Annotated in this window: 18 protein-coding genes; 14 read left to right on the top strand and 4 right to left on the bottom strand. The window is 62.0% G+C overall.

Features of this window, described 5'->3' with window-relative positions; all coding sequences use genetic code 11:
• Window positions 1-116 precede the first annotated feature (116 nt).
• Window positions 117-1,043: a helix-turn-helix domain-containing protein gene (locus ACYVHT_RS03820; protein ID WP_460548132.1), complete on the top strand. Its 927-nt coding sequence runs from the start codon at window positions 117-119 to the stop codon at window positions 1,041-1,043.
• Between the two features lie 133 nt (window positions 1,044-1,176).
• Here the strand turns inward: ACYVHT_RS03820 and ACYVHT_RS03815 are convergent, their stop codons facing one another.
• Together ACYVHT_RS03815 and ACYVHT_RS03810 are read right to left on the bottom strand one after the other, a co-directional pair.
• Window positions 1,177-1,983 (bottom strand): hypothetical protein, encoded by an 807-nt coding sequence (locus ACYVHT_RS03815; protein WP_460548131.1) that lies wholly within the window; start codon window positions 1,981-1,983, stop codon window positions 1,177-1,179.
• 141 nt (window positions 1,984-2,124) lie between these two features.
• A complete protein-coding gene (locus ACYVHT_RS03810; RefSeq protein ID WP_460548129.1) occupies window positions 2,125-2,478 on the bottom strand; it encodes a hypothetical protein in 354 nt (117 codons plus the stop codon).
• Between the two features lie 336 nt (window positions 2,479-2,814).
• Here ACYVHT_RS03810 and ACYVHT_RS03805 point away from each other — a divergent pair, with 336 nt between their 5' ends.
• From ACYVHT_RS03805 to ACYVHT_RS03790, 4 genes are all read left to right on the top strand, one after another.
• Entirely contained in the window at window positions 2,815-3,534 is a 720-nt protein-coding gene (locus ACYVHT_RS03805) for a C40 family peptidase (protein ID WP_460548127.1), read from the top strand.
• Between the two features lie 251 nt (window positions 3,535-3,785).
• Window positions 3,786-5,516, top strand: a complete 1,731-nt coding sequence (locus ACYVHT_RS03800; RefSeq protein WP_460548126.1) for a DUF1800 domain-containing protein — start codon at window positions 3,786-3,788, stop codon at window positions 5,514-5,516.
• 17 nt (window positions 5,517-5,533) lie between these two features.
• Complete coding sequence (locus ACYVHT_RS03795) at window positions 5,534-7,111, top strand: DUF1501 domain-containing protein (protein ID WP_460548124.1); 1,578 nt, start codon at window positions 5,534-5,536, stop codon at window positions 7,109-7,111.
• A gap of 191 nt (window positions 7,112-7,302) precedes the next feature.
• Complete coding sequence (locus tag ACYVHT_RS03790) at window positions 7,303-7,545, top strand: hypothetical protein (RefSeq protein WP_460548122.1); 243 nt, start codon at window positions 7,303-7,305, stop codon at window positions 7,543-7,545.
• An 83-nt stretch (window positions 7,546-7,628) separates the two neighbouring features.
• On the opposite strand, the gene ACYVHT_RS03785 is transcribed toward ACYVHT_RS03790, so the two are convergent.
• Window positions 7,629-8,753, bottom strand: a complete 1,125-nt coding sequence (locus tag ACYVHT_RS03785; RefSeq protein WP_460548119.1) for an energy transducer TonB — start codon at window positions 8,751-8,753, stop codon at window positions 7,629-7,631.
• Between the two features lie 548 nt (window positions 8,754-9,301).
• Between ACYVHT_RS03785 and ACYVHT_RS03780 the strand changes: the two genes are divergently transcribed.
• From ACYVHT_RS03780 to ACYVHT_RS03760, 5 genes are all read left to right on the top strand, one after another.
• Window positions 9,302-9,862: a Riean_0653 family protein gene (locus ACYVHT_RS03780; protein ID WP_460548116.1), complete on the top strand. Its 561-nt coding sequence runs from the start codon at window positions 9,302-9,304 to the stop codon at window positions 9,860-9,862.
• A gap of 14 nt (window positions 9,863-9,876) precedes the next feature.
• Window positions 9,877-10,428 (top strand): Riean_0653 family protein, encoded by a 552-nt coding sequence (locus ACYVHT_RS03775; protein WP_460548113.1) that lies wholly within the window; start codon window positions 9,877-9,879, stop codon window positions 10,426-10,428.
• Between the two features lie 38 nt (window positions 10,429-10,466).
• The gene (locus ACYVHT_RS03770; protein WP_460548111.1) at window positions 10,467-10,700 is read left to right on the top strand and encodes a hypothetical protein; all 234 of its coding nucleotides are present in this window, start codon (window positions 10,467-10,469) and stop codon (window positions 10,698-10,700) included.
• Between the two features lie 66 nt (window positions 10,701-10,766).
• The gene (locus tag ACYVHT_RS03765; protein WP_460548109.1) at window positions 10,767-13,688 is read left to right on the top strand and encodes a T9SS type A sorting domain-containing protein; all 2,922 of its coding nucleotides are present in this window, start codon (window positions 10,767-10,769) and stop codon (window positions 13,686-13,688) included.
• Window positions 13,689-13,972: 284 nt separating this feature from the next.
• Window positions 13,973-14,308: a hypothetical protein gene (locus tag ACYVHT_RS03760; RefSeq protein WP_460548107.1), complete on the top strand. Its 336-nt coding sequence runs from the start codon at window positions 13,973-13,975 to the stop codon at window positions 14,306-14,308.
• A gap of 142 nt (window positions 14,309-14,450) precedes the next feature.
• Here the strand turns inward: ACYVHT_RS03760 and ACYVHT_RS03755 are convergent, their stop codons facing one another.
• Window positions 14,451-15,728, bottom strand: coding sequence for an RNA polymerase sigma factor (locus ACYVHT_RS03755; protein ID WP_460548105.1), 1,278 nt, complete (start codon window positions 15,726-15,728; stop codon window positions 14,451-14,453).
• A gap of 232 nt (window positions 15,729-15,960) precedes the next feature.
• Here ACYVHT_RS03755 and ACYVHT_RS03750 point away from each other — a divergent pair, with 232 nt between their 5' ends.
• From ACYVHT_RS03750 to ACYVHT_RS03735, 4 genes are all read left to right on the top strand, one after another.
• Window positions 15,961-17,253: a serine hydroxymethyltransferase gene (locus ACYVHT_RS03750; RefSeq protein WP_460548103.1), complete on the top strand. Its 1,293-nt coding sequence runs from the start codon at window positions 15,961-15,963 to the stop codon at window positions 17,251-17,253.
• 153 nt (window positions 17,254-17,406) lie between these two features.
• Window positions 17,407-18,282: a twin-arginine translocase subunit TatC gene (tatC, locus tag ACYVHT_RS03745; protein WP_460548101.1), complete on the top strand. Its 876-nt coding sequence runs from the start codon at window positions 17,407-17,409 to the stop codon at window positions 18,280-18,282.
• 345 nt (window positions 18,283-18,627) lie between these two features.
• On the top strand, window positions 18,628-20,490 hold the full coding sequence (locus tag ACYVHT_RS03740) for an ATP-binding protein (protein WP_460548099.1): 1,863 nt from the start codon (window positions 18,628-18,630) through the stop codon (window positions 20,488-20,490).
• Between the two features lie 333 nt (window positions 20,491-20,823).
• Window positions 20,824-21,369: a VOC family protein gene (locus ACYVHT_RS03735; protein ID WP_460548098.1), complete on the top strand. Its 546-nt coding sequence runs from the start codon at window positions 20,824-20,826 to the stop codon at window positions 21,367-21,369.
• Window positions 21,370-21,405 lie beyond the last annotated feature (36 nt).

Here is a 21,405-nt window from a genome sequence, read left to right as displayed (position 1 = left end):
GCCGGCTTTCGGCTGGGTTTCTTGTTTTTGTGAATTTCAAGCTGTTATATTGCACTGCGATTGCTGCTGCTGGTTTGCAATTGCGCCTCCCACCGGTCGTTTTAGTTAGATAAATTATGGAAGATTACAATAAAGTTATCGAGTCGCTAGGGGTTCGATATATCAAGGCGAAGAACCTGGTGCTGCACCAGCCCTTCACTGTGCGCAATTCTTATGACGTAGGCAATAACCTGATTCTGCTACACAAAGGCCACCTCACTTTTGGCGAGGAAGAACTGGTAGTGGAAGAAGGCGAGATGCTGTTTATTCCCGGTGGCCGGCCCACGCGGGTGAGCTACGGCGTGGACCAGAAAAACCGCGTCATTACCAACGATGACCTGATTTCGAACAAGGACAAATTCTTCACTTCCAACGACAACCTCGACCTGATTGGTGAGGCCCCCGAAAGCCACAGCTTCGTGAGCTTCGAGGCCAAGGTATTCGACTCGGTGAACTTCTTCGCCTCGCTCGACGTGCCGGCCTTCCTCATCTCGGGCCAAAGCAAGCTGGCCAACCTCGTGATTAAGGTGGTGGAAGAGAGCATGCAGGACCTGCCCGGCCGCGAGCGCCTCATCAACATTTACACCGAAAACATTGTGGTGGAAGTGGTGCGCTACGTGCTGCGCAACAACATGTTTGTGGAGCAGCTGGCCACCAACAGCACCTACTTCAAAGACCCCCGCCTCATCGACCTGTTCAACTACATCAAGGAGAACCTGGGTGGCGACCTGTCGAACAAAGTCCTGAGTGGCGTAGCCAACGTGAGCGAGGACTACGTGGGCCAGTATTTCAAAATGCTGACCAACATCAACCCGCAGGACTACATCGAATACCAGCGCATGGAGCGTGCCGTGTTCCTGCTGCGCACCACCAAGAAAAGCATCCGCGACATCGGCAAGGAAGTGGGCTACAAAGACACCGCCTATTTCTGCCGTCGCTTCAAGATGATGTTCGGCATCCCGGCCGGCAAGATGCGCCGCCGCGAGTCGGCCATGAACATCTAAGCATTATCATTATCAGTTAGTAATTAGTGTTTTAGCAATTGCAGTCCGATTGACGTTTGCGCTATAAACCGGTTAAAAAGAGAGGTCCCGCTTCAACCTGAAGCGGGACCTCTCTTTTTATGATAACGGCGGGCTATTCAATGGTGCGGAAGCCGTCGTCTTTCGAGCGGAAGCTGTTGCTGGAATGCTGCTGGCCGTGGTCGGTGCTGGCCGAGGCCCCACCGTAGCTGCTGTCGCTCCGGCCGCTGCCCGACTGAATGCCGGTGTTGGCTGCTTTGGTAGAGCTGGCGTCGCTGCCGTAACTGCCGCTGCTGCCGTAGCGGCTGCCGCCGTTGCCGTAGGGGGCGCCGCTGTCGGAGCGGCCGCTGCCGGCTTCGGGGCGGCGGCTGGTGCTGGCATCGGGGGCCTGGTAGCCGTAGCTGCGGCGGCCGTAGCTGCCGGCATCGCGCTGGCGGCCGTAGTTATAGGGGCTGCTTTCGGAGGAAGAAGACTTGCCTTTGCGGGTGGCCAGCCAGCCTATGCCGGCCGCCAGGATGGCACCGCCCACCACTTTCTGGGTGGTGCTGAGGCCGTTTACCTTGTCGAGGGCGCGGTTGCCGAGGTCCTTGATGGACTGGGGCAGCTGGTTTACGCTGTTGAGCACGCCGGAATCCTCAATCCACTGCTTGCCGCTGTTCAAAGCGGTGTCGAGCAGGGTGCCTTCCTGGGCGTTGGTTTGCTGGCCTTCGCCCTGGCGATTAGCCCCGGCGTTGGCCGTGGTCTGATGCTGAGCATCGGGCGTGGCCGCCGTGCTCTGGGCGCTGGGCATGGGGGCCGATTTGCGCGAGGTGGCCGAAGCACCGCTCGCCGTGCTGGCAGCGGCCGATGGATTGGAATTGGGCGAAGTACGGTCGGAACTGGCGGTGTTCGGCGTGCCGGGCTGGTCTTGCTGGTTATCCATGACTATGAGTGGGAAAGGGAATGGAAAGAAAGGGTGTGAGCCCCGCGCCACGTTGGGCCGGGCGTGGGGATTATTCGTAATCAGCAGCCGGGAAGTTGCAATTGGGCGGCTTTATTTTGGAGGTTGGCGGGCGGTGACGGCTCAGGCTTTGGGCTGGGCGTGGCGTGGCAGCGGGCGCAATACGTGGGCGGGGTCGGCCAGTACCACGCGGCGGGCTTCCTCGCGGGCTTCTACCTCATACTTATTGGCATAGTAGCCCACGCGGGCCGACTCGACGAGGTATTTCCAAAGAAAGGGGAGCAGGCCGTGCTCCTTATACTGGCGCAGGTGCACGGCTTCGTGGGCTACCCATTCGGCATCGGCCAGGAATTCTTCGCGGGTGGCCCCGCTCAGGTGCACCGTCTGGCCCACCACCATGGCCACGCGCTGCGCCTTCAGCACGCGCCGGGCAATGAAGGCAAGCGGGGAATTGGTCAAGGTCTGGAGCTTTTGCATAGAAGCAGGATATGGGAATATTTGAGCGGCGCATTTACGAAGTAGAAACGCAGATGGTTGCAAGTGATAAAGATAATATTTTGTGAAATAATATTGCTTATAAAAGAAAATTTGGTTTTTTTCAAGAAAAAGTGCCGGAGTTATGGAAAGTTTATCCTAGCTTTACCCAGCGACCTATTCTATAGCCAATAGAAATTATTGGGTACGCCGTTGATTTCTCACTTCCTCACTCGGCTCTCACCAGCCTTGCCTATCGCCTAAGAAAGCTACTATCCCGGCGCTTCCTTGCCATTTAGGAATCCGGTTTTTTGCCCCCTAACCCTCTAACGACGGACAATGAAAAACAGCCTCCTGTATTGCCTCGCCGCTGGTTCGCTAGCCCTCTCCTTCTTCTTTGAACGCGCCCCCGATGCTTCGGCCACGGCCCGTGCCACCTCGGCACCGGTCGTAGCCGAAGCATCGCTGCTTCCGGCCCTGACGATGGGAGAACCCGCTACCGAGCTGCTCGCGCCCGGCAACCCAGCGGTAGCGCCGCCCACCACCAAGCCCACGCCGGCCGAGCTGGCCGCCTCGCGCGACTCGCTCACCTATCACTACTACGCCCAGACCCTGGGCCTGCACCTGGCCTTCAACGAGAATAAGGACCTGCTGCGTACGGTAACGGACTGGATTGGTGCTCCTTACAGCTACGGCAGCAACTCGCGCCGCGGCACCGACTGCTCGGGCTTCGTAACCCGCGTGTTCCGGGAAGTGTACGGCATCAACCTGATTCATTCGTCGCGGGCCATGTTCAGCACCACCAAGCGCGTGGCCAAGGCGGAGATGCAGACCGGCGACCTGGTGTTTTTCCGTCGGGGCAAGGGCCCGATTTACCACGTGGGCATTTACCTGAAGGACGGCAAGTTTGCCCACTCGGCCACCAATGGCGGCGTGATGGTGAGCTCGCTCAACCAGCCCTACTACCACCGCAACTTCTACGCTGCCGGCCGGGTGCGCGCTGCCGCTGAGGCCGATGCCGTGGCCGTGGAAGAAGCAGTGGCCGTAGCCGCCGAATAAGCTCTCCCCCCTGAAAAAAGAACGAGGCGAAACGCCCGGCCCCACGGCCGGGCGTTTTTTTTGGTGCGTTCGCCTGGCAGGCGTTGCCACTCGCGGAATATTCACGGGTTATTCACTAATAAATTCAATACTTGAATTAAACCCGCAAAGGCTTTGCCGGTCTAGCCTAAACCCTTGGGCCAGAAGGAGAAGTTGGGCAGAAAAAAGGGCTTCAACGAGTTGCTTTTGATTCAATACTTACGCGCCTGCCCATGAATCGTAGAAATTTCCTCCAGCGAAACGCGGCCGTTCTGAGTGCGCCGGCAGCGGTGGCCCGGCCGGCTGCCGCCCAAGCCCAACAGGAGCCGCCCGAAACCATCAGCCGCTACGCCAACACGAAGCTGCCCACCGGCCTGGCCCGCACCACCACCACGCTGGCGCCCTACACCGGCACCTGGGGCTACGCGCAGGCGGCGCACCTGCTGCGCCGCACGCTGTTCGGGCCCACGCGGGCCGAGATTCTGGCGGCGGCGGGCTCCAGCCTGACGGCGGTGCTCAACGGCCTGCTCACGGCTCCGGCCACTGCGCCCGCCCCGCCCCTGAACGTGTCGGCCACCGATACCAGCGTGCCGATTGGTACGACCTGGACCAACCAGGTATTCGACCAGAACTTTGAGGGCGTGCGCCGGGCTTCGCTGCGCGACTGGTGGCTGGGCCTGCAGCTGAACCAGGGCACCACGCTGGTGGAGAAGATGACGCTGTTCTGGCACAACCACTTTGTGGTGGAATTCGGCGACATCAACGACGCGCGGATGGGCTACGAGTACGTGCGCCTGCTGCGCCAGCACGCGCTGGGCAACTTCAAACAGCTGGCCAAGGACGTGACCGTGACGCCCGCCATGCTGCGTTACCTCAACGGCAACCAGAGCATAACCGGCGCGCCGAACGAGAACTACGGCCGCGAACTGCTGGAGCTGTTCACGGTGGGCAAGGGGCCGCTGATTGGCACCGGCAACTACACCAACTACACCGAGGCCGACGTGCAGGCCGCCGCCAAAGTCCTCACCGGCTGGCGCGATTTGAACACGCCGCCCGTGAGCAGCTACTTCACGGCCAGCCGCCACGATGCCACCACCAAGGTGTTTTCGTCGGCTTTTGGCGGGGCCAGCATTGCCAATAGCGGCGCCACGGAGTACCAGAGCCTCATCAACCTGATTTTCCAGCAGGCCGAGACGGCGCGCTTCATCGTGCGCAAGCTCTATCGCTTTTTTGTGTATTACCTGATTGATGCACAGGTCGAAACCGACATCATTCAGCCGCTGGCTACGCTGCTGATTCAGAACAGCTACGACGTGGTGCCGGTGCTGCGCACGATGCTCAGCTCCGAGCATTTCTTCGATGCGCTCAACGTGGGCTGCCTCATCAAGAGCCCGCTCGATTTTACGGTGGGCATGTTCCGGCAGATGCAGGTGGTGTTTCCGACGGCGGCGGCCAACCTGGCGGGCCAGTACGTGATGTGGGACTACGTGAACGGCTTGGCCAGCGTGCAGCAGCAAACCCTGGGCGACCCGCCGAACGTGGCCGGCTGGGCCGCCTACTACCAGACGCCGCAGTTCCACGAGCTTTGGATAAACGCCGTGACGCTGCCGCGCCGCAACCAGGTAACGGACCTGTTCATCAGCACAGGCTATACGCGCAGCGGGCTCAACATCAAGATTGACGTGCTGGCGCTGGTGCAGTCGTTCCCGGCCGCCACGGCGTCGGACTGCAACCTGCTCATCGACGAGTTTGTGCAGCTGATGCTGCCGATTACGCTCACGGCCAACCAGCTGACGTTTCTGAAAAACACGCTGCTGCCCGGCCTGCCCGACTTTGAATGGACCGTGGAGTGGCAGCAGTACCTGGCCGCCCCCACCAACACGGCCAAGAAAGCTGCCGTGACCACCAAGCTCCAGGCCATGCTGCGCGCCCTGATGGGCCTGGCGGAGTATCATTTGTCCTAACGCCAACCGCCTCAACCATGAAACGTCGCGAATTTCTACAGACTACGGCTGCGGCCTCCGTTGGTACTGCTTTTTTGAGTGGGCTGCCCATTGGGGCCTATGGGTATTCGCCGCAGCTGGCGGCGCTTACCAATGCCACTACGCAGTCGGACAAGGTGCTGGTCATCATTCAGCTGCAGGGCGGCAATGACGGGCTGAACATGATAATTCCGCTGGACCAGTACCCGGCCCTGATGGCGGCGCGCGGCAACATTGCCCTACCCCAGAACCAGGTGCTGGGCCTCACCACCAACACGGGGATTCACCCGGCCATGGCCTCGCTGCAGAACCTGTTTCAGAATGGCAAGCTGGGCGTGGTGCAGAGCGTGGGCTACCCCAACCCCAACTTCTCGCACTTCCGGGCCACCGATATCTGGACGTCCGGCTCGGCCTCGAACGTGACCTGGACCACCGGCTGGGCCGGCCGCTACCTCGACGGCGAATACGCGGGCTACCCCACCGGCTACCCCAACGCGCAGAACCCCGACCCGCTGGCCATCAGCATCGGCTCGGTGGTGAGCAACTGCGCGCAGGGGCCCAGCGTGAACATGGGCATGGCCATTGCCAGCACGTCGTCTTTCTATCAATTGCTGAGCGGCGGGGTGGACGTGGCCCCCAATACGCCGGCCGGCCACGAGCTCACGTTCATCCGGCAGGTGGTGAGCCAGACGCAGGTGTACACCACGGCCATTCAGGCGGCGGCCGGGCGCGCCCAGAACCTGTCGCCGCTCTACCCCACGGTGGGCCAGAACTCGCTGGCCGACCAGCTCAGAATAGTGGCCCAGCTGATATCGGGCGGCCTGCAGACGCGCATCTACGTGTGCACGCTGGGCGGTTTCGATACCCACACGCTGCAGGTGCCGGCCACCGGCAGCACCACCACCGGCACCCACGCCACGCTGCTGGGCAAGATTGCCGAGGCGGTGAACGCCTTCCAGGACGACCTGCAGCGGCACAATGTGCAGGACCGGGTGGTGGGCATGACGTTTTCGGAGTTTGGCCGGCGCATCAAGGCCAATTCGGGCTTCGGCACCGACCACGGCGCGGCGGCCCCGCTGCTGGTGTTTGGCTCGCGGGTAAACCCCATCGTGCACGGCCCCAACCCCACGCTGCCCGCCAATGCCGGCGTAAACGACAACGTGGCCATGCAGTTCGACTTCCGCAGCATCTACACCAGCATTCTCAAAGACCTGTTTCAGGTGACGCCGGCCACGCTCACGCAGTTGTTTGGCCAGAGCTTTCCCTACGTGCCGGTGCTGCGGCCCGGCACCGTCACGGCCACCGGCACGGCCGCCGAAGTGGCCGAGTTCACGGTGTACCCCAACCCGGTGGCGCGCGACGGCCGCACCACTGTGGCCTACGAAAGCGCCGGCGGCCACGTGCAGGTGGTGCTGCTCGATGCGCTGGGCCGCGAGGTGCGCCGCGCCGTGGACCAGGTGCTGGCCCATGGCCCGCAGTTCCTGCCCGTGGACCTGAGCGGCCTGGCCGCCGGGGCCTACTACTGCCAGGTGCGCGAGGCCCGGCGCACGGGCTCGCGCCTGGTGGTGGTGGAGTAAGCGGGGGCCGGCGTGCGGAAATAACCGGCGGCCGGTTGCGCTGGCTGCTGCGCGGCGGGCGGGCCGGGTGGCCGGTTATTTTGCGTTTATATAGGAAAAAGGCAGCCCGGTCGCGGCCTTTTGCGTAGAGGCTTTTCGAGGCGGCTGCCTCTTCCACTTTCACCTCCTCGTTTCAATACTTCTCCTTCTTTATGGAAGCGCAAATCGAAAAACAACTCGAAAAAATTCTCCCCGAAGACCTCGCCCGTACGTTTGAAAGCGCCTACCACGTGTTTCAGGGCCAGAACGAACACATCGACGACCTGCTGAAAAACGGCGGGGTGCTGCTGCGCAAAGCCTCGCAGCGCTTCACGCCGACGCAGATGATACTCGGCATTGCGGCCATTGCCGCCGTGGCCGTGGTGCTCATCAACCGCGCTACCGACGACAACTAAGCACTTGCCGACGCACAACAAAAAAGCGGCTCCCCAATCATCGGGGAGCCGCTTTTTTGTTGTGCGTCGGCTGCTGCTGCCGCTTACCGGATTTCGACCACTACCGGCACGGCCAGGCGCACCGCCACCGGCTGGCCCCGGTGCTGGCCCGGCGTGAAGCGCGGCAGGCGCAACGCCGCCGCCAGGATGGCCTCGTCCATCTCGGGGCCGATGGATTGCAGCATGACCGGCCGGGTCACGCGGCCATCGGGCTCTACCACGAAGCTGACCTGGCCGGTGCCGTTGGCAATGCGCTCGGGGTAGGCAATCAGCTCCTGCAAGGCCGACTGCACAGCCGTGGGGCCGCTGCGGCCGGGCAGTTCCGGCATCTGCTCTACCTGGCTATACACCTGGTTTTCGGGCACGGGGGCGGGGGTGCCGGCGGGCGGCGGGGGCGGGCTGAACCACACGTTCACGGCCTGGGCCACGGCCACGGGCTGGTCGTCGTAGCCCAGCGCGGGCTGCCAGCGCGGGAAGCTGCGCACGAGGCGCAAGGCCTCATCATCGCAGGGCGGGCAGAGGGAGCTCACGATTTCGGTGGCCCCGAGGCGGCCGTCGGCCTTGAGCACGAAGCGGACGGTGACGCGGCCTTTGAGGTCGCGCAGCTTCACTTCGTCGGGCGTCACCTTGTTCTTTTGGAGGTATTGCTCCAGGCCGGCATCGCCGCCGGGGAACTGTGCCTGCCGGCTTACCTCGGTGGTGGCATAGACGTGGCGCGGCGACAGAAACATGACCGGCACGGTGAGCAGCACGGCCACCGGCTGGCCCTGGTAACGGGCGGGCAGCAGGCGCGGCATCTTCTTCACCGCGGCCAGGGCGGCGGCATCGCAGGCCGGGCTGAGGCTTTGGATGACGGTGGCCTGCCGGCCTACGCCGCTCACGCCCACCACCACGCGCACGAACACGCGACCTTCGGTGCGGCCCTCGCGCACTTCCAGGGGCAGCTTCAGCTGCTGCTGCACGGCTTTGGCCAGGGCCAGGTTGCCACCGCCGGTGGGCAGGGTGGGCAGCTGGTCCACGTAGTTGAAAATCTGGGTGGTGTCGGTGGCGTATTGGTCGTAGCGCTGGGCGCGGGCGGGGCGGGCCAGGCTAAGGAGCCACAGCAGGCACAGCAGCTGCCACCGCCGCTGGCGGCGCGGGCAATGAGGCAGAAGGGGGGAAGAGGCCATGGCGCAAATGTAGGTTGGTGCCTAATTGTGTCGCAACGGCGAGTCGCGGTTAACGGCTAACGGTATTTGGGGCATTAAGAAATTGTGCTCAAGTCAGCGCTGAAAAGTCCTTTTATACTGCATAGCCGTGAACTATTCCAAGCGGTTGGCGCGAGAAAAGCTACCGGTTACCATACACAATACGTAAGTCTGATTTGCAAACTTATTTATTTGCGTTGTGCCAGAAATTAGCCTACGTTTGACAAGCGCTGGCACTCCATTGCTAAGCATTGCGGCATCTCGGATTTTACCCATCCTCAGCCATGAATCAATTGATTGCTCTTCGTAGCAACATAGCCCAACGTCTGGGCTCCGTCGCAACGGCTTCGCCTTATCAAAAGGCCATGCCATCAATACCATATTCCAGTTGGTGAACAGGGGCCAGTTGCCTTCAGGGCCTTTGGAAGAATATGGCCTACAATTCATCGACCACACCCTCTTCATCGCCACCAACAGCTTCAGCGCGGTCCTACACCTGCTTTTTGCTTCACTTCTTTTCCCTTGCGCGCATGAACAAGCTCCTGCTCCTCGTTGCCCTGGCCCTGCTCGCGCCGGGCGGCTGCAAAACCAAGGACCCTACGCCCGACCCGCCGAAAGACCCGCTCAGCCTGCTGCCCCCCGAAACCGAGACTGGGGCCGGCACCTTCGGCTGCCTGATTAATGGGCAGGCCTACATAGCATCTACCTCCATATCAGCCAATGGGGATTGGCAATCAACTACCAAATTGGCTATTGGCAGCACAATGAGCTTAAACGGAGCAGCAGCAGGAAGCACAATTACAATCCTTGCCGCATTAAATGGAGCATTACAGGACAATCAAAACTTTTCCATTATTTCTTCCGCAACACCGTTTCCTGTTTTTACGCCAGGCATAAACCAGTTTTATACACACGTAGCTGCTATCCCATGCATTTATGATGGAGACTATTTTAAGTCTGGGCAAATTCAGTTGCTGCATTTCGATGGTGTGCGACGGATAGCCTCGGGCAGGTTTGCTTTTAAACTTTATGGACCTAGCGGCTGCGACGCCTTGCGCGTGACCAACGGCCGCTTCGACGTCAAATTCTGATACTGCCTTCCGCCATGAACCACTTCCGCAAACCCCTCCTATACCTGTGCCTGCTCACCCTCACGCAGTGCACCAAGTGCAAGCAGACTGACCCCACGCCCGACCCGCCGAAAGACCCGCTGAGCCTGCTGCCGCCCGAAACCCAGAACGGGGCCGGCACTTTCGGCTGCCTTGTCAATGGGCAGGCGATGAGTGTCAACAGCGCATTTTTAATATCGGGTGATTGGTCATGTAATAGTTGTTTAACTATTGCGAGTCAATCTTCCGCTACCCAATCAGAGTATGGCATAAGCTTGTTACTAGCTGGCGCATTACAGAACAATCAAGGGTTTACTCTGGCTAGATATAGTAGAACGATTGATTTTTCATTGAATCAATTCTCAGCAACGGCTAACGTCAAAGGCTGTTATTATTCAGGCAATTTTACCAAAACAGGGCAAGTACAATTAGTCAAGTTCGACCCGGTGGCGCGCGTCGCCTCGGGCCGGTTCGCCTTCACGCTCTACGAGCCCGGCGGCTGCGACACCTTGCGCGTGACCAACGGCCGTTTCGACGTCAAGTTCTAACACTTCTTTTTTCTCACTCACCCCCTTTCCCTTTGCGCATGAAAAAGCTTCTACTATTTCTTTTACTTGCCGGCTGGGCACATGCTGGCCTGGCCCAGCGCAGCGGCGCGACGACCAACGCCCTGCCCGGTGGCGGGGGCGGGGGCACCACGCCGCCGGCCCGCTGGACGCAGCACATCGACTCGGTTTTCTACTACATCGACCGGTCCCCGGTGAGCACGGGCCTGCTGACCAACTACGGCTTCGCGTTCAAAAACTACAACCTATTCTAGGGCACGTCCCTCACCCAGGGCAACCTGCTGCAGAACCTGGGCGAGTGGCGGCTGCTCTACGGGGCCATGCAAACCAGTGTCTTCAATGCCAACGCCACCTTGCCCACGCTGGCGGCGGCCAACATCCGCATCGCGCAAGCCCAACTGTCGGCTCCCGACGCGGTACCCATCGCCACGTTGCTGACGCGCTACGAGCGGTTCCGCGACGACGCTGGCACGGCCGGGCTGGTCACCGTCAGCAACGGACAGTTGCACGATGCCCCCAACCGGCCCCGCTCACCCTACGAGCAGCGCACGTTGGTTACGCTCTGCCCCCTGAGTAGTAAAGTGGCCACGCACAGCCCGCAATTTGTGTTTCCGGCCAAGCTCCTGTTCACCAACGCCGCTCCCACCATCAATACCCTGGAGTTTGATGCCGGCGAAGGCCAGGGCTACCGCACCGCCACCTGGGACCAGCCCCTCAGTGTTACCTATCCCACCGATGGCACCTATGCCCTGCGCTTCCGCCTGACCTGCGCCGATGGTTCGGTACTGCTCAGCCAGGCCCGTCTCGATGTGAGCCAGCCAGCGGCAGCCCGGTATGCATATGAGTATCCAAACACGCCCAATCCCGACGTGGTGACGCGCAAGAGCACCGACCTATTCACCGATACCCGTTCTTATACCGACCCCAACGGGGGCGTACTCAGTACCTACGCGGCTACTGGTAAAATCACCGTTGCCTATGCTGCTGGCAATACCAGCAGAACAATCCAAAAACCTTTAATAGTAGTGGAAGGATATGATGCAAGTAGAACAGTTAATACGCAAGGGGTTGTTCGGCAGGCGGACTATGATTATAATTCGTTTGCATTTGGCCGTGTCTTTGGAGGAATAAATATTAACTACATAGATGCTGCCACAGGGCTTAACGTCAATTTTAATAACCAACTCAGCGAAGTAGGGCAGTACGACCTTATCTTCCTGAACTTCGACAACGGCACCGATTTCATTCAGCGCAATGCCTACCTGCTGGAGCGGGTGATACAATGGGTGAATGACAACAAAGTGGTACCGCCAGGCCAGACCCAGAAAGAGAAAAACATTGTGCTGGGCATGAGCATGGGCGGCCTCGTAGCCCGCTACGCCCTGCGCGACATGGAGCTGCGGCAAAACAGCGGCCTGGCCAGCTTCAGCCACGATGCCAAACTCTACATCTCGCACGAGGCCCCGCACCAGGGGGCCAACGTGCCGCTGGGCTTTCAGTACCTGGTGAAGGGAGCCGCCAGCATTTCGCTGGTGCCCAGCCTTACCGCCAGCGACCTGAACCCCGCCCTGGCCGCCTTCGTCAACCTGCTGGGCCAGCCCGCCACGCGCCAGCTCCTGATTTACCAGACTACCGCCGCCGACAACGCCGCCCACGCCGCCTGGCTGAACGAGTACAACCAGATGGGCTACCCGCAGCAGTGCCGCAACGTGGCCACCAGCGACGGCTCGGAATGCGGCCGAACGCAAGCTTTTGCGCCGTATGCCGAGCTGGTAAACATTCAGGGCAGCGGCCTGCTGGATGACAGCTACAACAATTACGCTAATGCCGGCACCTTGGCGCTGGGCGCTACCGTCGGGTTTGCGCTGCTGCCGGCTTTTGGCCCGGCCGCGCCGTTTGCCGGCGTACTGGCCGGCCTTATTTTTTCCTTTGGCAACTACGAAGGAACTGCCGACTTCGTGGTCAATGCTTTGCCCAACCAGCAGCAGCTTCGTATCTACCACGGCAAGGTGGTTATCTGCAAGGAAGTTCTATTCGGTGCTTTCTCTACTTGTCTAGTCGACTACGCCGAAGACCGCAGCTCGGAGGCCACCATGCTGGCTTATGACAGTGCGCCGGGCGGTATCTACGATATTACACAAATTGGCGGGGATATCATTGGGCAAATTGGCACTGCTTTCCCCATTCCCCTCTACCGCATCATGGTGCAACCCACGTTCTGCTTCGTTCCCACCACCAGTGCCCTCGACATTGGCGGCGGCACCACCGCCCTGGGGCCGCAAAACCTGACGGCTTCTTACTCCGGTGCCGCGCCCCCGGCAGCGCCGTTCAACACGCCCTTCGCCAACTTCATCACGGCCAGTCGTGAAAACCAAACCCACATTCTCTGGAATGGCCTGAACAGCAAATGGGCCTTTCAGGAGATGCAGGGCGCGCCGCAGGTATTCAACTGCCAGGCGTTTTGCCAGATGGTGCCCGTTATCAGTGGCGACGCCGCGATATGCACTGGCGAAACCAAAACCTATTCGGTGAATGCGCCTACTGGTGCCACGGTGCAATGGAATGTCTTTGGCCCTGTTTCCTATACTACCTCTGGCAACACGATTACGGTGACCAGTGCCACAGGCGGTACCAATGACCGCCTGACGTTAACGCCGACCATCAGCAGCGAATGCGGCCAGTTCACCGTGCCGAGCCGGTCCATTGCCCTTGGGGCACCGCTCTACACCGAGCTTATCGGCCCCACAACGGTTGATTGCAGCGACCCGCAGGAAGTGTACCGCATCACGCCCTTCTACGCCGACCAGAACTACAGCAACATCAGCATTACCGGGCCGGCTTCGCTCAAGCCGCTGGGCTACAACCATTCGGGTGAGTTTGGGCTCATCTTCAACGGGCCGGGGCAGGTGTATGTGACTATGGACATTCATAATGATTGCGGCGATAGTCAGGCCATGCTCTACGTAACGGTGCAAGACTGTCCCGCCCGCAAGGCCACTGTTACCCTCTACCCCAACCCGGCCCGCGAAACCGTGGACGTGCACATAGAAAATGCTAGCGCCGCCACGCCCTTCACCGTGCGCCTCTTCGATGGCTACGGGCGCGCCTGCGCCGAGCAAACCAGCCGGGGCGAGGCCACGCTGCGTCTGAATACCGAGAAGCTGCCGGCTGGGCTCTACTTCGTGCACCTGCTGCAAGGCGGCAAGGTGGTGAAGCGCGAGCAGCTGCAAATAGGAGAATAGCGGTACCGTTTTGCTTACATTTACCAGCACAGGCGGGCGGCCGGGCCTTTCGGGGCCGGGCCGTCCGCTTTTTTCTCTCCCATCTTTTTCATTTTACCCCCCATTTACCCCTGAAACAAGGCAACCGCATTTCCGAAACCCTCTCCCTCGCCGACGCCAAAAAAGTCGTCGACCTGCTGCGCCAGGCCCAGGCCCTGCTGCCCTTCCTCATCACCCTGCTGCCCTTCCTCATCACCCTGCAGCCCGGGGAAAGCCGGAGCCTGCGCAACATTGGCTTCGATGGGGTGCCCTTCGCCCAGGCCGCCCTCGATGCCGTGCGCGCCGACCAAAGCTTCACCCGCCGCAGCTTCGACCTGCCCGAGTTTGAGAAAGACGTGGCCCTGCTCGATAGCCTGCGCGGCATTCTGGCCGTGCTCGGGCCCCTGGCCCAGAAAGTGAACGACACCTACCGCCTGGCCGGGGCCGACGTGATGGTGACCGCCGACGACGTGTACGAAGACCTGCGTCACGACAACGGCGAAACCGCCGCCGTGCAAACCGCCCTGCAAACTATGAAAAAGCGCTACGCCCAGCGCCTGGGCGCGGCCAAAAGCCGGCCCACGGCCGGCGGCAGCCGCTAGCCTATGGCTCCGGACCGGTCCCGGGTGGTTCGGAACCGGTCCGAAGTGGTTCCGAACCACTTCAAACAGAAAGAAGCCCCCTCAATAAGTTGAGCGGGGCTTTTTGTTTTGTAGCGCGAACGACAAAGTTTGCGCTACTTCGCTACTTGCCGTCCAGCACGCCGGCGGCCACGGCCCGCTGGGCCGAGGCGCGGTAGGGGTTCAGCGAATCGGCGGCCACGGCGCGGAGTTCGGCCAGGGCGGCGGGCAGCTCCTGGGCCTGCCAGTGGGCCATGCCGAGGTGGTAATGGGCGCGGCGGCCCAGCTCGCCGGCATCGCCCACGCGGCGGAAGTAGAGCTGGGCGGCATCGCCCTGGCCCTCGCGCAGCAGAATGAGGCCGCGCAGGTAAAGCAGGGTATCGGCCCCCACGCTGGCGGGGCTCACGCGGCCCAGCGAGTGCAGGGCGGCCGGGTAGTGGCCCGACTGGTACTGGTCGAGGGCTTCGGCCAGCAGGGGGCGGCTGTGCAGCAGGCCGGTGGTCACGGCGGGGCCGGGGTCGGGCTGGTAGTAGGCCTCCCAGCTGCGGGGCGGCCGGGTGGGCGTGGGGCGCAGAAAGTACCAGGCCGCCACGCCGGCCAGCAACAGCAGCACGCCGCCCACCAGGCTGCGGGTGGTGCTGCGGCGCTGGCGCTGCTGGCCCAGGGTTTCGGCGCGGGCCAGAGCGGTGCCGCGCTCGTCCATGCGGGCATCGAGGGCTTGCAGGCGCAGGCGCAGGGTGTCGTGGCCGGCGGCCCAGCGCAGGTCGGCGGTCAGTTGCTCGTAGGCGGCGTGGGCATCGGCCAGGGTGTCGTCCTGCTCCAGGCGCAGCTCGAAGGCCTCCTGCTCGGCGGGGGGCAGGTGGCCGTCGGCAAAGCTTTCGAGGGCATCGAGGTGCTGGCGCAGGCCGGCAGCGGGCCGGGTGAGGTCCACCAGCTTGCGCAGGCAGCTGTTTTTCTGAATGCGGGCCACCGTGGGGTTGGGGTAGCCCATCTTGCCGCCCAGCTTGGCCAGGTTGTAGCCGTTGAAGTAGAAGTAGGTGAACACCTGCTGGCAGTCGGCCCCCAGCTGGTTGAACTGGGCCAGCAGGTGCTGGCGGCGGCTGGCCTCGGCGGCGGGCAGGGGCACGTTGGCGGGCACCTGGGCGGCCAGGCGCTGCTGGGCCATGCCGTAGAGGTAGGCCCGCAGGTCGTCGGGCATGCGGGTGAGGCGGCCGTCGGCCACCTGGTCGTAGAAGTCGAGCAGGGCATCCTGAAGCAGGCCGTGGGCCTGGGCCGGGGGCAGCTGGTGCTGGCGCTGGGCCCAGCGGGCAAACAGGTGCCGGCTGCGCTGGTAGAAGTCAATCAGCGACTTCTGGTTGCCGACGCGCAGCTGGGTAAGGGATTCGGCAAGGGGCGTGGGCATGGCAGGGAGCAAAGGCAGTAGCAAGTAACGACGGAAACGGGGAATAGGGAAGGAGAGAGCGGGGGAGAGGTCGGAAAGGGAGCGTCTGTCATCCTGAGCGGAGCGAAGGACCTTCTTACCGATGAACAGTTTGCAGCAATCACAATAATGCGAACGTGAGAAGGTCCTTCGCTGCGCTCAGGATGACAGACGTATTCCCACCTTCACCCCCTTCCGTCTTACCTTTACGGCCATGCAAACAGCCGCCCCCTCCGCCCTCCTCGACACCGTCATCTTCGACCTCATTGCCCAGGAGAAAACCCGCCAAACCCACGGAATTGAGCTCATCGCCTCCGAAAACTACGTTTCGGAGCAGGTGATGGCCGCCCAGGGCTCCGTGCTCACCAACAAGTACGCCGAGGGCCTGCCCGGCAAGCGCTACTACGGCGGCTGCGAAATCGTGGACCAGATTGAGCAGCTGGCCATCGACCGCGTGAAGGCGCTCTTTGGCGTGCAGTGGGCCAACGTGCAGCCCCACTCCGGCGCCCAGGCCAACGCCGCCGTGATGCTGGCCTGCCTGCAGCCCGGCGACAAAATCCTCGGCTTTGACTTGAGCCACGGCGGCCACCTCACGCACGGCTCGCCCGTCAACTTCTCGGGCAAGCTCTACCAGCCCAGCTTCTACGGCGTGGAGAAAGAAACCGGCCTCATCGACTGGGACAAGGTGAAGGAAACCGCCCGCCGCGAGCGCCCCAAAATGATTATCTGCGGCGCCTCGGCCTACTCCCGCGACTGGAACTACGCCGCCCTGCGCGAAGCCGCCGACGAAGTAGGCGCCCTGCTGCTGGCCGACATCTCGCACCCCTCGGCCCTCATCGCCACCGGCCTGCTCAATAATCCCTTCCAGCACTGCCACATCGTGACGACGACCACCCACAAAACCCTGCGCGGCCCGCGCGGCGGCCTCATCATGCTGGGCCAGGATTTCGACAACCCATTCGGCCTGAAAACCCCGAAAGGCGAAATCCGCCCCATGTCGGCCGTGTTGGATGGCGCCGTATTCCCCGGCACCCAGGGCGGCCCGCTGGAGCACGTCATCGCCGCCAAGGCCGTAGCCTTCGGCGAAGCGCTGAGCGACGACTTCAAAACCTACACCCGGCAGGTGGCCCGCAACGCGCAGGCACTGGCCAAAGGCTTCACCAGCCTGGGCTACGACATTATCTCGGGCGGCACCGACAACCACCTCATGCTGATTGACCTGCGCTCGAAGGGCATCAGCGGCAAGCTGGCTGAGAATACGCTCGTGAAGGCCGACATCACCATCAACAAAAACATGGTGCCCTTCGACGACAAGTCGCCGTTCGTGACCAGCGGCATCCGCATTGGCTCGGCCGCCGTAACTACCCGTGGCCTGGGCGAGGCCGACATGGCCCGCATCGTGGAACTGATTGACGAAACCCTGACCAACCACGACAACGATACCCGCATCGGGCAGGTCCGCCAGCGCGTGAACGCCTGGCTGCAGGACTACCCGCTATTTACGTAGCTTTTTACGTAAGGGATGATGCCGGCTGTCATCCGGAGCGCAGCGAAGGACCTTATCACGTTCGAACAGCCTGTTCTGGCGTGATAAGGTCCTTCGCTGCGCTCCGGATGACAAACGATTTTAGCCCCGTTTTCTATTCCCCGCTTCCCCTCCGTGCAACCGCAACCTCAACAACCCAACCTTTCGGGCGAACAGCACGAAATGTCCTTCATCGACCACCTGGAGGCCCTGCGCTGGCACATCATCCGGGCGGCCATTTCGGTGGTGGTGTTTGCCACCGGCGCGTTTTTCGCCAAAGACCTGCTGTTTCACGACATCATCCTCGGCCCCTCGCGCCCCGATTTCTGGACTTACCGCATGTTCTGCAAGTTCGGGGAGTGGGTGCACGCGCCCGATTTGTGCATCAACGACGTAGGCTTCGTCATTCAGAACCGCGAGATGAGCGGGCAGCTCACCATGCACATCAGCACCTCGTTCATTGTGGGCATTCTGCTGGCGTTTCCGTACCTGTTCTGGGAAATCTGGCGCTTCGTGAAGCCCGGCCTCTACCCGCACGAGCGCGCCAACTCGCAGGGGGCCGTGTTCTTCGTGTCGGTGCTGTTCATTATGGGCCTGCTGTTTGGCTACTACATCGCCGCGCCGCTCAGCATCAACTTCCTGGCCGGCTACGTGGTCGATGCCAGCATCGAAAACCAGATTGACATGCAGAGCTACCTGAGCACGCTCACCACCATGAGCGTGTCGTGCGCTTTCGTGTTCGAGCTGCCCATGATAGTCTTCTTCCTGGCCAAAGCCGGCATCGTGTCGCCCGAAATTATGCAGACGTACCGCAAGCACGCCATTGTGGTCATCCTCATCATCGCGGCCGTCATCACCCCGCCCGACATCTCGGCCCAGATTATCGTCACCATCCCCATTCTGCTGCTCTACGAGCTGAGCATTCACATTGCCCGCGTGGTGCGGCGCGGCGATGCCGCCCGTCTCAATGCCAAGCTGGCCCGCGAGCAGGCACAGAACGCCGCGCAATAAGCGTCGGCAGCCAGGTTTGCGGGGCGGCAACGCGTTTTGCCCCGCAAACGGATTTGCCAGGTATGAAATTGCATTGGACTTGTTGGAGGGAATATTTTAAAACGATTTTTCTCAGACCCTGGCGATTGAAATCAATTGCTGTGCCTTGATTAAGTGTGTTTTTTGTGAAATAGTGTTGGGTGGAGTCCTGCTTTGGGAGAATCTGAAATAGCATTAAAGCGTGATAATCGGTCGTTGTGCTTATCTTTGACAAGCACTAAGTAGCCAACTATGACGCGGGCCGGTTTTTTAGGGGGGTGGCTGACGGCCTTGGGGCTGCTGCTGGCGCTTGCGCGCCCGCCGGCCATGGCCCAGGCCCTGCCCGCCAGCACCGAGGCCCTGCGCCAGAAACTGGCCACCCGCCTGCCCGATACCACCCGGCTGCGCCTGCTCACGGCCATGTGCTACGCCCTGCGCGAGGAGCAGCCCGCCCGCGCCCTGCCCTACGGCGAGGCCGCCGTGGCCCTGGCCCGCACCCTGCCCGAGCCCGAGCGCAACGCCGGCCTGCTCAGCAGCCTGCTGAGCCTGGCCAGCTGCTACGCCAACCTTTCGAACGGCCCGGAGGCCCTCACGCTGCTAGCCGAAGCCCAGAACCTGGCCCGCGAGCAGAAAAACTACGATGGCCTGGCCCGTGCCTATACCGCGCAGGGCAGCATCTACCACGAGCGGGGCGACTCTACCACGGCCTGGCACCACTACACCCGTGCCCTGCAACTCACGCCGCGCCCCGGCGTGACGCCCCGCACCCGCATGAAGCTGCTGGGCAACATGGGCAGCCTGCAGTTTTACCGCAAGCAGTATTTCCAGGCCCTGCACTTCGACTCGCTGGCCCTGGCCCTGGCCCGCCGCGAGGCCGACTCCACGGCCGAGGCCACCTACCTGTCCAGCCTGGCCACCTACCAGATGCGAGTGGGCAACCTGGGCCGGGTGAAGCGCCTGCTCACCCAAGCGCTGGCCATCAGCCGGCGGCAGCACGCGGTACGCAACCAGGCCAATCAGCTCATCATGTTTGCGATGTACTACATCCAGACCGATGACCGGGTGCGGGCCAATGCCGCCGTGCACGAAGCCCTGCGCCTGGCCCGCCAGAGCGGCTACCTGGAGCGCGTGCTCGATGCCTACAACATCCTCTCGGCCGAAGCCGCCGAGTCGAAAGACTACCGCCAGGCCTACGAGTGGAACCAGCGCTACGTGGAACTGAACGACAGCCTCAACAGCCGCCAGACCCTGCAAACCCTGGCCGCCGCCCAGGTGAGCAGCGAAACCCAGGAGCGCGCCCGCCGCCTGCGCCAGCTCACGGAGCAGCAGCGCGAGCAAACGCAGCACAACCGCCTGCTGGGCGCGGCCGTGGCCGTGCTGGCCCTGGGCCTGCTGGTGGCTGCCTACCTGCACCGCAACCTGCGCCGCAGCCGCTCGGCACTGGCCCAAAACAACCGGGCCCTGGAAAAAGTATCGGAAGAGCTGCGCCGCGTGGCCGTGTCGAAAGACAAACTCTACGCCATTGTGGCCCACGACCTGCGCGGCCCGGTTACGGCCTTTGCGGGCGTGACCAGTCTGATTGATTCCTACATCGCCCAGAACGACCAGGCCGGCCTGGCCCGCCTGCCCGGCCTGGTGCGCCAGGCCGCCGACAGCCTCAACCACCTGCTCGACAACGTGCTGAACTGGGCCGTGAGCCAGACGGGGGAACTGGACTGCCGCCCCACGCCGCTGCCGGTATCGGCGCTGTTTGCCGAGTGCCAAGCCCTGTACCAGACCACGGCGGCGGCCAGCTGGCAGCACATCACCATGGCCGCTCCGCCCGACCTGCGCCTGCTGGCCGACCGCAACATGACGCGCACCATACTGCGCAACCTGGTGGGCAACGCCCTGAAGTTTATGCCCGCCGGCGGCCACGTGCACCTCGAGGCCGCCCCCGACCCCGACGACCCCGACATGGTGCTCATCAGCTGCACCGACACCGGGCCGGGCATGAGCGCCGCCACCGTGGCCTCGCTCATGAGCGGCCCCGCCCTGCCCGAGCCCACCGCCGACCCACAGGCCACCGGCCTCGGCCTGGGCCTGGCCCTGAGCCGTGCTTTCGTGCACCGGCACGGCGGCACGCTCATCATTCAGAGCCGCCCCGGGGCCGGCACCAACGTGACGGTGAGCCTACCGGTGGCGAAATAAAAGCGGCACAATAAAAGCGGAGCAACGGCAGCCTGTCAGCGGGTTTGCGCCTCAACGCTCCGGTTTTGCCGCTGCGTAGCATGGTGTGGGAAGAAACAGGCCGGGCGGCCAGGCTGAGCACCTGGTCGGTACACGGCTATGGCGGGATAATGACGGTGGCAGGAAGGAGAGAGTCAATTAAATATTGGCAAGATGTTATTGAATGCTTTGGAATATGATTTAAATATTTAATATTTATAAAAATATAAGTTGCTGACCTGTTTAGCTGCCGGCCATTGTGCCGACGGAAAACCGTAGCGGGACGCGGCTTGCTCATTTCTTACCCCTTTTCCTATGGACCAGCTGCCCGTCGATGCCCCTGTGCTTGCTTTCGGAGGCGTTTCCTCCATCGTACTGCGATTTTCGGAGCCAGAGCGCTACGAAAAGGCCAAGGCGCTATACGATTCGGCCCTGCCCGAGGGCCAGCCAATGGAAAGTGCTGGGCCGCCCTCGTATTCTCTGATAATATCGAAAAGCTCGGAGCTGCTGCTGATGCAGAAAGACGCGCCCAGAACCGATTGCACGATTGTGTTCTGGGAGGTAGGCACGTCGGTGCAAGACCTGGAAGACGCTTGCAGCGCCTTGGAGGCCCAGGGATACAAAGTGATAGAGAAGTACGATGAAAGCCCACGCGGCAGCCGCGACAAGCCCGAAACGAAGCGTGCCGTGCTCAAGGACAAGTCGGGGCACCGCGTCGGCGTGATTATCAACCCGCCGGTGCCCTTCATTAAGCGGCAGGATGATGCGGCTCCGCCAATGCCGGAATTCCCCATCGAGCCGACCCATGTCATCAATCCGCCGACGGTGAGCGAGGAGGGCAGCAGCCCGGCCGGGAGCTAGCGGCGGCGTTTGCCACGCATTGAAGGATGACAAAAA

The sequence above is a fragment of the Hymenobacter daeguensis genome, from assembly GCF_054780555.1.
The sequence above is the reverse complement of the archived record's forward strand: the minus strand, read 5'-3'. Positions and strand labels throughout refer to the sequence as shown.

Bases quoted from the DNA above. Each gene is read 5' to 3' on its own strand.
- ACYVHT_RS03820 (WP_460548132.1), top strand. From the start codon at position 117: ATGGAAGATTACAATAAAGTTATCGAGTCGCTAGGGGTTCGATATATC.
- ACYVHT_RS03775 (WP_460548113.1), top strand. From the start codon at position 9,877: ATGAACCACTTCCGCAAACCCCTCCTATACCTGTGCCTGCTCACCCTC.
- ACYVHT_RS03765 (WP_460548109.1), top strand. From the start codon at position 10,767: ATGCAAACCAGTGTCTTCAATGCCAACGCCACCTTGCCCACGCTGGCG.
- ACYVHT_RS03785 (WP_460548119.1), bottom strand. From the start codon at position 8,753: ATGGCCTCTTCCCCCCTTCTGCCTCATTGCCCGCGCCGCCAGCGGCGG.
- ACYVHT_RS03770 (WP_460548111.1), top strand. From the start codon at position 10,467: ATGAAAAAGCTTCTACTATTTCTTTTACTTGCCGGCTGGGCACATGCT.
- ACYVHT_RS03735 (WP_460548098.1), top strand. From the start codon at position 20,824: ATGGACCAGCTGCCCGTCGATGCCCCTGTGCTTGCTTTCGGAGGCGTT.
- ACYVHT_RS03805 (WP_460548127.1), top strand. From the start codon at position 2,815: ATGAAAAACAGCCTCCTGTATTGCCTCGCCGCTGGTTCGCTAGCCCTC.
- ACYVHT_RS03780 (WP_460548116.1), top strand. From the start codon at position 9,302: ATGAACAAGCTCCTGCTCCTCGTTGCCCTGGCCCTGCTCGCGCCGGGC.
- ACYVHT_RS03750 (WP_460548103.1), top strand. From the start codon at position 15,961: ATGCAAACAGCCGCCCCCTCCGCCCTCCTCGACACCGTCATCTTCGAC.
- ACYVHT_RS03810 (WP_460548129.1), bottom strand. From the start codon at position 2,478: ATGCAAAAGCTCCAGACCTTGACCAATTCCCCGCTTGCCTTCATTGCC.
- ACYVHT_RS03815 (WP_460548131.1), bottom strand. From the start codon at position 1,983: ATGGATAACCAGCAAGACCAGCCCGGCACGCCGAACACCGCCAGTTCC.
- ACYVHT_RS03755 (WP_460548105.1), bottom strand. From the start codon at position 15,728: ATGCCCACGCCCCTTGCCGAATCCCTTACCCAGCTGCGCGTCGGCAAC.
- ACYVHT_RS03790 (WP_460548122.1), top strand. From the start codon at position 7,303: ATGGAAGCGCAAATCGAAAAACAACTCGAAAAAATTCTCCCCGAAGAC.
- ACYVHT_RS03800 (WP_460548126.1), top strand. From the start codon at position 3,786: ATGAATCGTAGAAATTTCCTCCAGCGAAACGCGGCCGTTCTGAGTGCG.
- ACYVHT_RS03795 (WP_460548124.1), top strand. From the start codon at position 5,534: ATGAAACGTCGCGAATTTCTACAGACTACGGCTGCGGCCTCCGTTGGT.
- ACYVHT_RS03740 (WP_460548099.1), top strand. From the start codon at position 18,628: ATGGCCCAGGCCCTGCCCGCCAGCACCGAGGCCCTGCGCCAGAAACTG.